Source organism: Algoriphagus sediminis, assembly GCF_030403435.1.
Taxonomy (GTDB): domain Bacteria; phylum Bacteroidota; class Bacteroidia; order Cytophagales; family Cyclobacteriaceae; genus Algoriphagus; species Algoriphagus sediminis.
This window is the reverse complement of record NZ_JAUEPH010000003.1, coordinates 207,948-223,525: the sequence shown is the minus strand read 5'-3', so window position 1 is coordinate 223,525 and position 15,578 is coordinate 207,948. Positions and strand designations below refer to the sequence as shown.

12 protein-coding genes are annotated in these 15,578 nt (G+C 43.0%); 5 read left to right on the top strand and 7 right to left on the bottom strand.

What is annotated here, in order from left to right; genetic code table 11:
• Positions 1 to 40 precede the first annotated feature (40 nt).
• The 3 genes from QVH07_RS07510 to QVH07_RS07500 all read left to right on the top strand — a co-directional run bounded on the left by QVH07_RS07510 (position 41) and on the right by QVH07_RS07500 (position 2,386).
• A complete protein-coding gene (locus tag QVH07_RS07510; protein ID WP_289999546.1) occupies positions 41 to 1,360 on the top strand; it encodes a Gfo/Idh/MocA family protein in 1,320 nt (439 codons plus the stop codon).
• Between the two features lie 169 nt (positions 1,361 to 1,529).
• Positions 1,530 to 1,961 carry a MarR family winged helix-turn-helix transcriptional regulator gene (locus tag QVH07_RS07505; RefSeq protein WP_289999545.1) on the top strand — a complete coding sequence of 144 codons (432 nt, stop codon included), beginning with the start codon at positions 1,530 to 1,532 and terminating at the stop codon, positions 1,959 to 1,961.
• Between the two features lie 2 nt (positions 1,962 to 1,963).
• Positions 1,964 to 2,386 (top strand): organic hydroperoxide resistance protein, encoded by a 423-nt coding sequence (locus QVH07_RS07500; RefSeq protein WP_289999544.1) that lies wholly within the window; start codon positions 1,964 to 1,966, stop codon positions 2,384 to 2,386.
• Positions 2,387 to 2,442: 56 nt separating this feature from the next.
• Here QVH07_RS07500 and QVH07_RS07495 read toward each other — a convergent pair whose 3' ends face one another.
• The gene (locus QVH07_RS07495; RefSeq protein WP_289999543.1) at positions 2,443 to 3,417 is read right to left on the bottom strand and encodes an NADPH:quinone oxidoreductase family protein; all 975 of its coding nucleotides are present in this window, start codon (positions 3,415 to 3,417) and stop codon (positions 2,443 to 2,445) included.
• A gap of 106 nt (positions 3,418 to 3,523) precedes the next feature.
• Between QVH07_RS07495 and QVH07_RS07490 the strand changes: the two genes are divergently transcribed.
• Together QVH07_RS07490 and QVH07_RS07485 are read left to right on the top strand one after the other, a co-directional pair.
• A complete protein-coding gene (locus QVH07_RS07490; protein ID WP_289999542.1) occupies positions 3,524 to 4,912 on the top strand; it encodes a dipeptidase in 1,389 nt (462 codons plus the stop codon).
• Between the two features lie 53 nt (positions 4,913 to 4,965).
• Complete coding sequence (locus QVH07_RS07485; RefSeq protein ID WP_289999541.1) at positions 4,966 to 7,008, top strand: protein-disulfide reductase DsbD family protein; 2,043 nt, start codon at positions 4,966 to 4,968, stop codon at positions 7,006 to 7,008.
• Here the strand turns inward: QVH07_RS07485 and QVH07_RS07480 are convergent.
• The 6 genes from QVH07_RS07480 to secA all read right to left on the bottom strand — a co-directional run bounded on the left by QVH07_RS07480 (position 7,005) and on the right by secA (position 15,528).
• Entirely contained in the window at positions 7,005 to 7,655 is a 651-nt protein-coding gene (locus QVH07_RS07480) for a response regulator (protein ID WP_289999540.1), read from the bottom strand. The genes QVH07_RS07485 and QVH07_RS07480 overlap by 4 nt on opposite strands.
• 6 nt (positions 7,656 to 7,661) lie before the next feature.
• Positions 7,662 to 9,515, bottom strand: a complete 1,854-nt coding sequence (locus QVH07_RS07475; protein WP_289999539.1) for a tetratricopeptide repeat-containing sensor histidine kinase — start codon at positions 9,513 to 9,515, stop codon at positions 7,662 to 7,664.
• Positions 9,516 to 9,597: 82 nt separating this feature from the next.
• The gene (locus tag QVH07_RS07470; RefSeq protein ID WP_289999538.1) at positions 9,598 to 10,371 is read right to left on the bottom strand and encodes a S1/P1 nuclease; all 774 of its coding nucleotides are present in this window, start codon (positions 10,369 to 10,371) and stop codon (positions 9,598 to 9,600) included.
• A 57-nt stretch (positions 10,372 to 10,428) separates the two neighbouring features.
• Positions 10,429 to 11,619 (bottom strand): M20 metallopeptidase family protein, encoded by a 1,191-nt coding sequence (locus tag QVH07_RS07465; protein ID WP_289999537.1) that lies wholly within the window; start codon positions 11,617 to 11,619, stop codon positions 10,429 to 10,431.
• Positions 11,600 to 12,142, bottom strand: coding sequence for a hypothetical protein (locus QVH07_RS07460; protein ID WP_289999536.1), 543 nt, complete (start codon positions 12,140 to 12,142; stop codon positions 11,600 to 11,602). The genes QVH07_RS07465 and QVH07_RS07460 overlap by 20 nt, the downstream gene beginning before the upstream one ends.
• Positions 12,143 to 12,147: 5 nt before the next feature.
• A complete protein-coding gene (gene secA / locus QVH07_RS07455; RefSeq protein WP_289999535.1) occupies positions 12,148 to 15,528 on the bottom strand; it encodes a preprotein translocase subunit SecA in 3,381 nt (1,126 codons plus the stop codon).
• Between the last annotated feature and the right edge of the window lie 50 nt (positions 15,529 to 15,578).

Genomic DNA, 15,578 nt, shown 5'->3' with positions numbered 1-15,578 from the left:
TTTGCTTTCCTGTTGAAAAGCTTAAATTCATTTCTACAAAATGAAAAATGCCAAAGCCATGACAAATAAATACTCTTCTCGACGAAAATTCTTAAGAAACACACTTTTAACCACAGGAGCTCTTGGAGTAGTTCCAGGTTTAAGCTTTGCGGAAAGTCCCCACATCAGAAAGTTTGCAGGTGAAAAAGTTCGTCTTGGGTTTATTGGAGTTGGACGCCAAGCCATGGGATTGTTAAGGAACTTCATGCAAAACCCTCAGGTGGAAGTTTTGGCTGGGGCAGACGTATATGAAATTAAAAGAGAAAGGTTTGCCATCCGAACCAAGGAGCTTTACAAAGAAAGAGGGCAAGAGGCTTCGGTTAAGCTCTATTCAGATTACAGGGAGTTACTGGAGAATCCGGAAATCGATGCCGTGGTTATCGCTACTCCGGACCATTGGCATGCCCTTATGGCAATTCATGCCTGTGAAGCGGGCAAAGATATTTACCTAGAGAAGCCACTTACCTATACAGTCAAAGAAGGGCAAGACCTTGTGAAGGCCGTCCGCGATAACAATATTGTTTTGGCGGTGGGTAGTATGCAAAGAAGCGGAGCAAATTTCCAGCATGCTGTTCGTATGGTACAGAAAGGATACTTAGGCAAAATTTCAACAGTTTACGCACATGTGGGTTCAGATCCATTTCCTAAAGAAGTAGATTATGAAGGCACCACTATCCCGCAAGGTTTGGACTGGAAGGCCTGGCTTGGCCCAAGACCGGAAATGCCCTACATGCCAGAATTGAACCCCCCAATTACTCTTGATCCACAGAAAAATGAAGACGCCTGGGGTGCCTGGAGGTGGTATAAAAATACGGGAGGTGGACTCATGACCGATTGGGGAGCCCATATGTTTGACATTGCCCAATGGGGAATTGGAATGGATAGAAATGGTCCAGTATCCATCATTCCCGACAGGGGTGAAGAGCCACTTAAATTCATTTATTCGAATGGAATCGAAATGCTGGTTGCCCCTTTCGGTGAGGGAAGACAAGGAGTAAAATTCATTGGGGAAAAAGGCTGGATTACCGTTTCCAGAGGTCAGTATGACAGTTCTGTTCCTGAGTGCCAAAGGGAGTTTTCCAGAGAGGAGCTAGGCTTCGGCGGACATCATGTAGATTTTATTGACTCCGTGATTATGAGGAAAGAACCTGTGGCTCCTGTGGAAGTAGGCCATAGTACCTGCACAGTTTGTACTATTGGAAATATAGCCCATGAGTTAGGCCGAGAACTATCTTGGGATCCAATTAATCAAAAATTCTTAAATGATTGGGAAGCTCAAACCAAGCTGCATTATCCCTATCAGAATGGATATTCTATTTGATTTGGGAAATGACTGTAGACTTATCCACAATTTGATTATTTGAAGTAAGTCCTCCTGGCTTGGCTAAGGCACAGAAAGAATTTTCTGGTTCTTAATTAGGCTAATTTCTAAGAAAAAGCGATTTTTTTCATTTTGCTTTATTAAATTGTTCTCAATCAATCAAAATGAAATGAATACCATTCATTCGCTTTCGCTCAGCCTTTACAGCAGTTCTAGGCTTTTGGTACAGTTGATTTCCTCCAAACTCTCAGAAATAGGCTTGACTTATCCACAATATCTGGTTTTATCCTGCCTGTGGGAAGAAGACGGACTTAGGGTAAATCAAATTGGTAAAAAATTATTGCTGGATTCAGGAACGCTTACCCCATTACTGAAGAAGTTAGAATCCTTGAATTATGTCAAGCGCGTGCGTGGTGAGGAGGATGAAAGGACCGTAACAGCCGAACTTACCTATCCTGGTAAATCGCTTCAGCAAAAAGCCGAGTCAGCCATGAATGAATTAGAGGAAGCACTTCAAGAATCCTCCGCGAAAACCTTTCAGGAGGTGAACCAAACTATTCACGACTTGTTAGAAGAATTACAACTCTTTAAAAACCAATAACCATGGAAAAACTTAATATTGATTACACCGCTGTCGCCATAAATACCGGAGGCAGAAAAGGCCACGTGAAGACAGATGATGGAAAACTTGATTTTGATGTTTCAATGCCCAAAGAAATTGGCGGTGATGGTGAAAAAACTAATCCTGAACAATTTTTTGCAGCAGCATATGCTTCATGCTTTGGTGGTGCTCTTGGGGCTGTGGCAGGAAATACCAGTCTGAGAGATTCTGAAATCAAGGCCAAGGTACACCTGGGAAATTATGGACCTGGAAGTTTTGGCCTGGCAGTAGATATTGAAGTGAAAATTCCTCAGGCAGAATCTCTGGAACAAGCTCAGGAACTAGCAGATAAGGCTCATCAGGTTTGTCCTTATTCTAAAGCTACCAGAGGAAATATAGAGGTGACTATAAAAGCAGTGGAATAATTTCATTCAATGAACTGCTCGAAAAGCTTAAAGGCCAGATAATCGCTGGCCTTTTTTCATATTGTCGCAACTCCTTTTCCAAGCATTTTTCTTTCCTGCAGGGCCACCAATGCTTCCCCAGCATTTTCCAAGGGATAAGCCTTATGGATGTGTTGCTTGATTTTTCCCTCATAAATCCACTTCACAAGCTGCTGAATATTTTCCATGCTTACTTTAGGCTCCATTCTCGAGAACTGTCCCCAAAATACTCCCTGAATTGAACAGCCTTTCAACAGAGGTAAATTCATCGGGATTTTCGGAATTTCTCCATTTGCAAAACCAACTATTAAATATCGGCCCTTCCAAGCCATGCCCCTCAATGCCGGTTCGGTGAATTTTCCTCCTACTGGGTCATACACCACATCTGCTCCTTTTCCGCCAGTGAGCTCCTTTATTCGGGTTTTCAAGTCTTCTTCCTCATAGTTTATCAGATCATTTGCGCCTTTAGCTTTGCAAAGCTCAAGCTTTTCCTTGGTGGATGCTGCGGCAATAACTTTTGTCCCGAGGAGTTTTGCTAGTTCCACAGCTGCCAAACCAACGCCTCCTGCTGCACCCAAAACAACCACCGTTTCCCCTTCTTTAAGCTGAGCTCGATCTTTCAGCGCGTGATAAGAGGTACCATAGGTGTAAAGGGTAGTCGCTGCAACCAAAGGGTCAAGGCCCGCGGGCAAGGGAAAAACACGATCTGAATCTACCGCTACTTTTTCAGCAAAGCCTCCCCAGCCGCATAGTGCCAGCACCTCATCGCCAACTTTTAGATGTTGGACGTTTTCACCAACCTGAATAATCTTTCCAGCCACTTCTCCTCCAGGCGAAAATGGAAGTTCTGGCTTGAATTGATATTTGTTCTGGATGATCAAAACATCAGGGAAATTAACTCCACAAGCTTTTACGGAAATCAACACTTGATTTTCTGATGGTACCGGATCTGGAAGCTCTCCAAACTGAAGAGTATCTGGCCCTCCAAAACTGTTACAAATAATGGCTTTCATATGGGTGATTTATTCAAATCAATTTATGTGAAAAGTGTGTTTAAAATAGGCATTTCCTTACGAAAAGGATAATTTTGAGCACTTTCTACCATATTCAAAAAAGCACATGGCTGTAAAAGACTACATAAGAAATAACAAGGACAAATTTCTGAATGAACTATTGGATTTATTGCGAATTCCATCTGTAAGTGCAGACCCAAAATTCAAGGACGATGTATTCGCCGCTGCGGAATTTGTAAGAGAATCACTCGATAAAGCAGGTGCAGATACTGTAGAAGTTTGCCAGACTGCTGGTTATCCGATTGTTTATGGTGAAAAAACCATCGACCCAAGTCTTCCAACGGTTTTAGTCTATGGGCATTACGATGTGCAGCCCGCAGACCCATATGAGCTTTGGGATTCTCCTCCTTTCGAGCCAGTTATAAAAGATGCTCCGAATCATGAGGAGGGAGCCATATTCGCCCGTGGTTCGGCGGATGACAAAGGACAATTTTACATGCATGTAAAAGCTTTTGAAGCCATGATGGCTGAAGGAAACCTTCCTTGTAATGTGAAATTCATGATTGAGGGTGAGGAAGAAGTCGGCTCAGATAATTTAGAAGAGTTCGTAATCAACAATAAAGAAAAACTTTCAGCCGATGTGATTTTGATTTCGGATACCCATATGATTTCGATGGAAAATCCTTCCATTACGGTTGGTCTGAGAGGTATGGCATACATGGAAGTGGAAGTGATCGGGGCGAATAGAGATTTGCACTCTGGAACTTATGGCGGTGCCGTAGCAAATCCGATAAATATCCTTTGCCAAATGATTTCTTCCATGCTGGATGAAAATAATCATGTGACCATTCCTGGTTTTTATGATAAGGTTCAAGAGCTTACCGATGAGCAAAGAAAGCGACTAAATGAAGCTCCATTTGATTTGGAAGAATATAAATCCAAGCTAAACATAGATGCAGTGCACGGTGAGAAAGGATACAGCACCATCGAACGAGTAGGAATTCGACCTACACTAGATGTCAATGGTATTTGGGGAGGTTACATGGGAGAAGGGGCCAAAACCGTACTTCCTTCTAAAGCGAATGCAAAAATTTCCATGCGCTTGGTTCCTGACCAGGATTGGCATGAGATCTCGGAATTGTTTGAGAATTATTTCAAGTCCATTGCTCCGGATTCAGTGAAAGTAAGTGTAAAAACACATCATGGTGGCTCTCCGGCTGTGGTTTCGGATAGTTCTATGGGATACAAAGCGGCAGAAGCAGCCATGGAAGAAACCTTTGGAAAACGACCAATTCCAACCCGTGAAGGGGGGTCTATTCCTATCGTTGCTCTTTTCCAGAAAGAACTTGGAACCGATCCAATTCTCTTCGGATTTGGGTTGGATACCGATGCATTACACTCACCAAATGAGCATTATGGTGTAAAGAATTACTTCATTGGAATTGAAACGATCGCTGTTTTCTTTGAAAAATTCAGAGCCTTGAGTCAAGGCTAAGTCCGGAACTTAAAAAGTACAACTGACTGTTGATCAGGAATTCACCCCTTTCCATGAAAAAGTTACGGCTTCTACTAATTTTATTAACCTTAATGACTGGCGTTGTACAGGCCCAGATCATTGATCCGCCCAATTGGAATTTCAGTATTAGCCCTGAAAACTATTCTGTTGGAGAAGAAGTCGCTCTTGTTGTGGAAGCAGATATTCCTTTAGGCTGGTATATCTATGCGAATGATTTCTCTCCTGAAGCCGGACCAATTCTTACCCAGCTTGAGCTTTCCCCATCACCCGATTTTACCCCGATTGGAGAATTAGAATCCATTGACTCAAAGGAAAAGTATGAGGAGGTTTGGGAAGCCAATGTGACCTATTTCCTTGAAAAAGGTCGTTTCGAGCAGAAACTGAAACTTGAAGCAGCATCTGGGATAATTTCAGGCGTAGTGATTTACCAGATGTGCTCCGACCTCACCGGGCAATGCATCAATTATGAGGAAGATCTGGAATTATCCTTTACAGCAAACCCAGCTTCGGAAAGTACATTCGAAAGCTCCACAGGTAATTCAGTAGATTCTGTATCCGAGCCCATTTTTAATACGATTCCGCCAGCATCCGAAACTAGCGAAGTAGAAAAAACCGAAGGTGCAGTAGAATCTATTATTCTTGATACTAATCAGGAGGGGGAGTCCCTCTGGGGTTTTATGATTCTGGCTTTTCTGGCTGGCTTGGCGGCATTATTAACTCCATGTGTATTCCCGATGATCCCAATGACAGTCAGCTTTTTCACCGGAAGGGCAGAGAATCGATCAAAAGGAATAAGAAACGCATTTATTTATGGCGCCTCGATAATTGGAATTTACACCATCGCTGGAACGGCAGTAGCAGCCATTCAAGGCCCCGAGTTTGCTAATTGGTTGGCCACACATTGGCTGCCCAACCTATTCTTCTTTGGAATATTCATCTTTTTCGCCTTGGCATTTCTTGGAATGTTTGAGCTTACTCTCCCTTCAAAATTCGTTAATAGAGTAGACGAAAAAGCGGAACAAGGAGGAATGAGTGGCATCTTTTTCATGGCATTTACCTTGGTACTTGTTTCTTTTTCCTGCACAGGGCCTATCGTAGGCTCCATTTTAATTTCCTCGGCTGGTGGTGAATTGCTTAAGCCCATTTTGGGAATGTTTTCTTTTTCATTAGCCTTTGCCATTCCATTTACTCTTTTCGCAATTTTCCCAGAATGGATGAATCGCCTTCCTAAGTCTGGTGGCTGGCTGAATTCTGTGAAAGTGGTTTTAGGCTTCTTGGAGCTGGCTTTAGCTTTTAAATTCTTATCCATTGCTGACTTGGTTTATCATTGGGGAATTTTGGATCGGGAGATATTCCTAGTGATTTGGATTGTCATATTCGGTATACTCGGATTATACCTCCTGGGCAAAATTCGGTTACCACATGATAGCCCTATTGAAAGTATTGGAGTCCCGAGATTATTACTCGCTTTGGTCACCTTCATGTTTGTTGTTTACATGATTCCAGGACTTTGGGGCGCTCCGCTCAAAGCTCTAAGCGGTTATCTTCCCCCAATCACTACTCAGCACTTTGTATCAGGAGGCAATGCTTCGGTTCAGGCTTCTGAAAGACAGGTCAAGTACGGAGACCTCCTGAAAATACCCTATGGGATCGAAGGGTACTTCGATTATGATGAAGCTTTGGCTGTCGCCAAAAAAGAAGGAAAGCCCTTACTTATCGATTTCACAGGCCATGGCTGCGTAAACTGCAGGAAAATGGAAGAAAATGTCTGGTCAGACCCGGCCGTGCTTAGCCGGCTGAAAGAGAATTTTGTCATGGTAGCTCTTTACATAGATGAGCGTCTGGAGCTTCCTGAGAGTGAATGGTACACCTCTGAATATGATGGAAAAGTGAAAAAAACCATGGGGAAGCAGAATGCAGATTTCCAGATCACGCGATTTCAAAACAACGCCCAGCCTTATTATGTGATATTGGATCATGATGAAAATCTATTGGTTCAGCCGAAAGCTTATGATACCAACATTCAGAATTTCATAGACTTTTTAGATGAAGCCAGCGAACGATTTAGGCCTTAACCCTCAATTATTCTGTTTTTAACCGCCTTTTGTACGGCCTCCAGTTTGTTGTGAACCTGGAGTTTTTGGTAAATATTCTCCGTATGCTTTCGGACCGTTTTGGGAGAGATAAATAAGTTCTCAGCAATTTGCTGATACGTGAGTCCTTTGGCAGTTTGCTCCAAGACTTCTATTTCACGCCTAGTCAGGTTAATCTCTTCTTTCTTTTCCTCCGGAACAATCGGGTTTCGAAGAATCTTCAAAGCTTTCATCGCAATGCTCGGTGTCATAGCCGCACCACCTTCCATGGTATCAAGAATCGCCTGATGAAGAGATTTTGGGTCCACCTCTTTTAATAAATAACCATTCGCTCCAGCAAGTATCGATTGGTAGATATTCTCTTCATCATCAAATACCGTGAGCATAATCACCTTGATTTGTGGATAGGCCTTACTTAGTTCACGAACCGTTTCAATGCCATTTTTCACGGGCATTTCTATATCCATCAAAACCAGATCCACAACGGAGTTCTTCTTCAATTTCCGGAGAAAATCTTCTCCATTAGAAGCCGTAAATTTTAGCTGCAGGTCCTCAAAAAAAGAAATCTTTTCCTCAATTGCTCGAAGCAAAAATGAGTTGTCTTCCGCTATCGCCAGTTTAATCCCCATATCCTATCATGAAATACAAACCTGTGTCCCTGCCTCGGGTCTCGAGTCAAGTGAAAACTTCCTGCCAATCCTTTCTGCCCTATTCTTCATCGTATGCATTCCATTTCCTTTAGATTCTTTACCCGAAATTCCCTGACCATTATCTTTCACAGAAAGCTTAACATGGGAGTTTTCAGAAGCCAATTCTATCCAAATTTTATTCGCCCCGGAATGTTTCACCGCATTGTTCAAGGCCTCTTGAGCAATTCTATAGTAATTCACCCCTTCCATAGAGTTTAGCTCTTTTTCTTTTGATAAGCCCTCATCCACAATTAACTCAAAATCAATATTGGGACAGGAGACTTTAGCCTTACTAATCAAGGTATTTAATCGCACTTCAAGATCCTCCACACTTATGCTTTCTTTATTCATGGCCCAAATGGTATCTCTCAACTCATTCACCGTTTCCACAGTAAAAGCTGAAATCTGATCTAGCTTACTGTTGAATTTTTCTTTGGGCAGATCTACAAACTTAAGGTTATCTAGCGATGAGACTATAAAAGTGAGCTGCGCTCCGATATTGTCATGCAGATCGGAAGAAATCCTATTTCTTTGCTCCAAAAGACGGTTTTGTGTTTCCTGCTCCGCCAAAATAGCCTGTAGCTTTGCTTCCTGTTCCAAATGAAGCGTTTTGTTCTTCTGCCTGTAATAGATAAAAAAGGAAATCCCCAGCACAATCAAAATCAGGATCAGCAAAAGCAATAATTGGTTGTTCCGGTTCTTCACCAGTAAATCTGTCTCTGCAAGATCTGCCCTGGACTGGGCAAGCTCGGTTTCCTTTTTCGAAACTTCATATTTGGTTTGAAGCTCACCTATCATTTGTACGCGTTCATCCTTGAAAATACTATCCTTCAGTTCCGAATAATCTTCCAGGAAAGCCATGGCCTTATTCAGGTCACCTTTTCTTTTTTGAAAGCGGTATTGTTCCCAGAGATAATCTCTAACCTTTTCTCTTGAGCCACTCAAGTCCACATATTTTTTAGCTGAATCAAGCATCACCTCTGCCTTCGAAAAGTTGTCTAGGTTATAGGCGATATTGGCCAGATTCGTGTAATTCGCCGCCATTTTATAGGGCTCATCCCGCAAATAATTATACTTTAGGCTTACATTAATCCATTTTTCCGCTTCCGCAAAGTCCTTCTGCTTCAGCAGAGTATTTCCGATATTATTGAAAGTGTTTGTCATGGTGGTACTATCCACCACTTCCAAAAGCTTCAGGTTTTCATAATGATAGAAAAGTGCGGAATCAGGTTTATCCCAGTCATCGAAATTGATAGCAAGGCTGTTAGTCACAAAGCCCTGCGTCCGTGGATTAGGGTCTCGATAGTTTTTCAATAAGTTGAAGCCTCGCTTCGCATAGGCCACACCATTGGAATAATCCTCCATGTCATGAAATACTATCGCTATATCTCCAAGAGCATAGGCAATTCTATTAGTATCCTGGACTGTCTCTGCCGCCTTGAGGGCCTCCTGGCCAAAAAACATCGCCCTGTCCCAGTTCCCTATTATGGATTCCAGGTAGGTGAGATAGTTGTTTGCGGAGATTAAATAGTCAGGTGAATTTTTAAGGTCAAAATAGGTTAAACTTTTCTCGACAGATTCCACGGCACGTTTATTATCACCTAGTCTGGACTGAAGACGGCCCTGAAAATATAGAAAAACTCCTGAATCAAGAGGGGTCTGAACTGACTCCTGAGCCGAATTAAGGGCAATTGAATCACGTGCTTCAAGGGCTTTCTGCAGGCGATCTTGAAGCTCCTGACCAGAAGCCGTGAAAATAAAAGTAAGGATGACGAATAAGCAGGTAGAAACTCTTCTCATATACAGAAATAGAGATTCTAAATATAGAAAAATGCTTTTTGTATTTACAGATCGCTAAAGAAAAATTTAAATTTTCCTAAGACTAGCCATAAATCTCTTCTAAAACCTGAGCTAACCTTACGCTTGCTGCCACTAACCTTTCTTCGAGTGTATCATTGGCTTCATACATATAAACCCAACTGATTTTTTTACTCTCTGGAAGATTATACACCAGAGGTCTCAAAGAAACGGCCTCTTTCAGCCAGTCCTCCATAGATGCTGACTGATATTTTCTCTGCAATTCAGGAGTGATTCTTCGGTATAGCTCTTCGCCCAATTCAGTGTAGCTCATGCTTTTTCTATCAATCATGCCCGTGTCCCAAAGTGCATGCAAGTTGGTAGCACGATTAAAAAATTCAATTCGAACATCATTTCCACCGCGATCTTCTCCAGTGCCCACATGGAGGGGTTGGTGAATGTCCTCCACAATGTGAATCAACATCTTTAATTTTTCAGCTTCCTTTTTGCTGGAAAGCCCTCCTGCCTTTAGTTCTGCTTTTAGTCTTTTGATAGCTTCAAAAGCATCTCCCATTTCTTCCTGGATGCTTGGATCGTATTCCCCATTTTTTGAAGTGAGGTAGTGCCACGTAGTGGCATAGTCAAAGGTCGAATCTGATCTAATTTCATCCATCCAGGTACCACTTCTCCCTAAGGACATGGGATAAATTACAGCCTCCACCTTTTTTAGAGTGGATTTCTTGAGCTGCTTTTCTGCCATATAGCCTATTAGGTAATGGCCTAGCTGGCCCCAGGCAAAGCTTTCCAGAGAAAGGGTGAAAAGTAAAAGGAAGATTGGGATGATTCGACTAGACTTCATAATTAATATTTACTCACAAAGATAAATCGTGTCTAATCCAATAAGTTTAACTGTAGGTTAACTTTTTTGAAGCTCTGAAACTGCCAGCCATGCCATCAAGCCCGCACCGATTTCAAGTGCGTCTTCGTCGATATCAAAAGTGGGTGTGTGAACACTTGAGATAATTCCTTTTGCTTCATTTCGGGTTCCCAGACGATAGAAACACCCATCCACTACCTGAGAATAATATGCAAAGTCCTCCGCTGCCATCCAGATATCCAGATCAACCACATTCTCTTCTCCTAAATAATCAATAGCTGCTTGCTTCGATCTTCTGGTGAGGTATGGGTCATTCTTCAGGAAAGGATATCCTTTTCGGATTTCAAAATCCAATTCACCTCCCATACCTTCCACTATTCCGTGAGCAATTTGAAGCATTTTCTCATGCGCCTTGGCTCTCCAGGGTTCATTCAGCGTTCGGAAAGTTCCTTCCACTTTAACTTCATTTGGAATCACATTAGTCGCACCATTCGCTATCACTTTACCGAAGGACAGAACGCTTGGTACTTTTGGGCTGGCAGCCCTACTCACTATCTGCTGCAGAGCTACGATTAGATGTGAAGTAATCAATACGGGATCTATGAAAGTCTCCGGCATGGCACCGTGGCCTCCCTTACCCTTGACGGTAATGTAAAGCTCATCCGCACTAGCCATATAGATTCCCTCTCTGAAACCCACCTTCCCCACAGGAATGAAAGGCATCACATGCTGACCGATAATTCCATTCGGTCTTGGATTTTCTAATACCTTATCTTTAATCATTAGAGAGGCTCCACCAGGGGCGAGCTCTTCTCCAGGTTGAAAAATCAACTTCACCGTGCCTTCAAAACTATCTTTTACCTCATTGAGAATTTTAGCGGCACCAAGCAAGGAAGCTGTGTGGGCATCGTGACCACAGGCATGCATTACCCCGGGGTTTTGGGATTTATATGGAACCTCATTTGCTTCAAGTATGGGCAAGGCATCCATATCTGCCCGTAAGGCAATTACTTTTTTATCAGGATTTTTCCCTTTAATACATGCGGTCCAGCCAGTATCAGCTTTTTGCTCGAGGCCTGAAATCCCCATGGATTCAAGCTTCTCTTTGACAAATTTCGCAGTATTATATTCCTTATATGAAAGCTCAGGATTCTGATGAAGATGTCTCCTATTTTCGATTACTTCTTGCTTTAGGCCTTCGGCTAAAGCTTTAATTCTCTCCTTCATCATTATCATTCTTTTCGGAATCCAGTTGGAAATCCTTTCTTTGAATTCTATCCTGGATAATCCTCACACTTGGAAACGTTTCTTTTAATAAACTGTAATTCTTTTGGGCCTCAAACCTATGCTTGTATTGTCCTATTTTAAGCAAATACCGAGGCTGCTCATACTGCATTCTTGAATTCAAATCCGGGAAAAGCTCTTCCAAAGACTCCTGAGTTTCGAAAGCCATTTCACGGTCTATCCCTGAGTAAATCAAAACAGTGTAACCATCAAAATATGGCTCTGATTCATTTTGAGCAGCCAAATCTCTTCCGATAGCGGCCAACTGATCATCTATTGCAAGGTCAGAAGACTCAACAGGCTCCTCGATTTGTGCCAACTGATCTTGATAATCGGGATAATCCGGAAGTGTGGCAGATACATCCTCCGTATAGTTGCTGAAATCAGAACGGGTTGAGTTCACATTTGCAGAACTTTTACAGCCTACAAAAACAACCCCAAACAAAAGAACAACCAAGTACCCTCTCATAAGAATTAGTTTTCTATGATCACACATTTGCCGGACTCTACGTCCTGCTCAATGCTCTTATATTTTACCTCTTTTACGACACGGCCGTCTGTATATTGTACCGAAACGCGGTCATTTCTGCCATAGCTTTTCTCTACCTTTCTCGGAGCTACAACCTGAGTCTCGGCCCTTCCAGCTGATGCTGCAGCCGCGGCCGCTCGATTAGCACCTGGGTTCAATGTACTCGAAACTTCAGCTTTACTTGCCTGACCTTCAGGCTCTTGCCTTCTCCTTGGAGCCGCTGCATTCACCTGAGCAGGATCCTGCTTCGGAAGGTCTGCACGAGTAATGAAAGATGAAACATCTTCATTGAGTTTACCGATAAAGCGCTTAAACATCTCAAAGGCCTCGAACTTATAAATCAAAAGTGGGTCCTTCTGCTCATAAACTGCGTTTTGAACCGACTGCTTCAGATCGTCCATATCTCTTAAATGTTCCTTCCAATTTTGATCGATGATCGCTAGAGTCACATTTTTCTCTATGGTTCTTACCAAAGTTCTTCCCTCAGACTCTATGGTGTTTTCCAAGTTAACCACTACTCCGATTTGCTTCACTCCATCCGAAATCGGAACCATAATATCCTTCACCGTCGCGCCGCGCTCTTCATATACCTTTTTAAGAACCGGTAAAGCGGTGGTCATGATTCTTTGGTTCTTCGCCTGGTAGCTTTCAAATGCCTTTTGATACAACTCCTGAGTTAGAGCACCGGTGTCTTTGGACTTGAGCTCTTCTTCCGTGATCGGGTAATCCAAGCCAAGAGATGTAAATACATTCATTCTGAAGTTTTCCACATCCTCCGTAGACTGAGCCATTTCTGCCAAGCCTTCACAAACATCAAACAGAATATTCAGAATGTCTAGCTCCAGTCTTTCGCCCTTTAAAGCATTTCGCCTTCTCTTATAAACTACCTCTCGCTGAGAATTCATCACATCATCATACTCGAGCAGTCTCTTTCTGGTACCAAAGTTATTTTCCTCCACTTTGCGCTGTGCGCGCTCAATGGACTTAGAAATCATACTATGCTGGATCACTTCTCCTTCTTCAAGACCCATTCGGTCCATCAGCTTCGCGATTCGGTCTGATCCGAAAAGTCTCATTAAGCTATCTTCCAGAGAAACAAAGAACTGTGAAGACCCCACATCCCCCTGTCTACCGGAACGACCACGAAGCTGTCTGTCCACACGCCGTGATTCATGTCTCTCTGTACCGATAATGGCCAGTCCGCCTGCTTCCCTTGATTCCGGAGTTAATTTGATATCAGTTCCCCTACCTGCCATGTTGGTTGCGATGGTCACTGTTCCCGGCTTACCCGCTTCAGCCACCACATCTGCCTCCCTGGCATGTTGCTTCGCATTTAAAACCTGATGCTGGATTTTTTTCAGGGTGAGCATTCGGCTAAGTACCTCAGAGATTTCCACCGAGGTAGTACCCACCAACACTGGCCTTCCTTCAGCTACCAATTCGTTGATTTCATCAACTACCGCATTGAATTTCTCCCTTACTGTCTTATAAACCTTATCTTCTCTATCCTTTCGGATAATCGGTTTATTCGTTGGGATTACAACCACGTCTAGCTTATAAATCTCCCAAAACTCTCCAGCTTCTGTCTCTGCTGTACCGGTCATCCCGGAAAGCTTGTGATACATTCTGAAATAGTTCTGCAAAGTAATTGTCGCATAGGTCTGGGTAGCATCCTCCACCTTTACGTTTTCCTTTGCCTCGATGGCTTGGTGAAGTCCATCCGAATATCTTCGGCCTTCCATCACACGACCTGTCTGCTCATCTACGATTTTCACTTTTCCATCCACGAGGATATACTCCGTGTCACGCTCAAACATACAATAAGCCTTCAGCAACTGGTTTACGGTGTGAATTCGCTGGGCTTTTACTCCATAATCCTTGATGACCTCTTCCTTGCGGATCAGCTTCTCTTTGTCTTCCAGACTTTCATCCTTCTCCAGTTCTGCAATAACCACCCCAATATCTGGCATCACAAAAAAGTCCTGATCCTCATTTTTGGCGGTCATGGTTTCAATTCCACGATCAGTTAAATCGACCACATTGGTCTTTTCATCAATGGTAAAAAGTAGTGGCTCATCCGCCTCAGGCATGTATTTCTTATTGTCCTGCAGGTAGAAATTCTCTGTTTTCTGGAGAATTACTCTGATGCCCGGCTCCGACAAGTACTTGATCAAAGGCTTATATTTTGGCATTCCCCGATAGGCTCGGAAAAGCATCAATCCCCCTTCTTTCTCGTCTCCATCAGCGATTTTTTTCTTCGCTCCGGTCAGGAATCCCTGGACTAATTTTCTTTGCTCATCCACCAAAGAGGAAACCCTTGGCTTCATGTCATCAAACTCATGAACATCTCCTTTAGGAACAGGTCCTGAAATGATCAACGGTGTTCTGGCATCATCAATCAATACAGAATCGACCTCATCAATCATGGCAAAATGATGTTTACCCTGAACCAAATCTCCCGCATCACGGGCCATGTTATCTCTTAGATAATCGAAACCAAATTCATTATTCGTACCGTAGACGATGTCGCATTTGTAAGCTCTCTTTCTCTCCTCGCTATTGGGCTTATACTTATCTATACAGTCCACAGACAATCCATGGAATTCAAAAAGTGGTGCATTCCACTCGGAGTCACGCTTAGCCAGGTAATCATTTACCGTCACCACATGAACTCCTCTTCCTGCAAGGGCATTCAAATAGGAAGGAAGTGTAGATACCAGAGTTTTTCCTTCACCTGTGGCCATCTCGGCGATTTTTCCTTGGTGCAAAACCATACCACCGATCAGCTGCACATCATAATGGACCATATCCCAGACCACTTCTGTACCCGCAGCCATCCAGCTGTTTTTCCAGGTAGCGGAATCTCCTTCTATTACGACATTGTCTTTACTGGCGGCCAGTTCCTTGTCACGAAGGGTAGCTTTTACCTTCAGGCTTCCCACTTCTTTGAAGCGTCTTGCGGTTTCTTTCACTACTGCAAAAGCTTGGGCAAGTACCTCATCAAGGATTTTCTCAAGGGATTCGTCCCTTTCCTTTTCAAGCTTGTCTATTTGATTAAAAAGCTCATCCTTTTGGTGGATGGCTTCAGCAGGTAACTTATCGATTTCCCCTTTAAGCGTTTCGATCTGATCATCAATTGGCTTCAGGTGAGCGTTGATGACTTCTTTGATCTCTGATGTCCTCCCTCTCAGTTCATCGTCACTGATATTGCCCAGTTTGGCAAACTCAGCATTGATCTCTTTGACTCTCGGAGTTAATTCTTTTATGTCTCTATCGGACTTTGTCCCAAAAACTTTGGCCAGCCCTTTAGCTATAGCGTCTAACATGTTGGATTAGTGTATTCTCAATAGGGGGCTAAAATTACGCCCTTTTTGTT

Coding starts and splice junctions, on each gene's coding strand:
- QVH07_RS07505 (WP_289999545.1), top strand. CDS start 1,530: ATGAATACCATTCATTCGCTTTCGCTCAGCCTTTACAGCAGTTCTAGG.
- QVH07_RS07510 (WP_289999546.1), top strand. CDS start 41: ATGAAAAATGCCAAAGCCATGACAAATAAATACTCTTCTCGACGAAAA.
- QVH07_RS07465 (WP_289999537.1), bottom strand. CDS start 11,619: ATGATGAAGGAGAGAATTAAAGCTTTAGCCGAAGGCCTAAAGCAAGAA.
- QVH07_RS07480 (WP_289999540.1), bottom strand. CDS start 7,655: ATGGGGATTAAACTGGCGATAGCGGAAGACAACTCATTTTTGCTTCGA.
- QVH07_RS07460 (WP_289999536.1), bottom strand. CDS start 12,142: ATGAGAGGGTACTTGGTTGTTCTTTTGTTTGGGGTTGTTTTTGTAGGC.
- secA (WP_289999535.1), bottom strand. CDS start 15,528: ATGTTAGACGCTATAGCTAAAGGGCTGGCCAAAGTTTTTGGGACAAAG.
- QVH07_RS07500 (WP_289999544.1), top strand. CDS start 1,964: ATGGAAAAACTTAATATTGATTACACCGCTGTCGCCATAAATACCGGA.
- QVH07_RS07470 (WP_289999538.1), bottom strand. CDS start 10,371: ATGAAGTCTAGTCGAATCATCCCAATCTTCCTTTTACTTTTCACCCTT.
- QVH07_RS07490 (WP_289999542.1), top strand. CDS start 3,524: ATGGCTGTAAAAGACTACATAAGAAATAACAAGGACAAATTTCTGAAT.
- QVH07_RS07485 (WP_289999541.1), top strand. CDS start 4,966: ATGAAAAAGTTACGGCTTCTACTAATTTTATTAACCTTAATGACTGGC.
- QVH07_RS07475 (WP_289999539.1), bottom strand. CDS start 9,515: ATGAGAAGAGTTTCTACCTGCTTATTCGTCATCCTTACTTTTATTTTC.
- QVH07_RS07495 (WP_289999543.1), bottom strand. CDS start 3,417: ATGAAAGCCATTATTTGTAACAGTTTTGGAGGGCCAGATACTCTTCAG.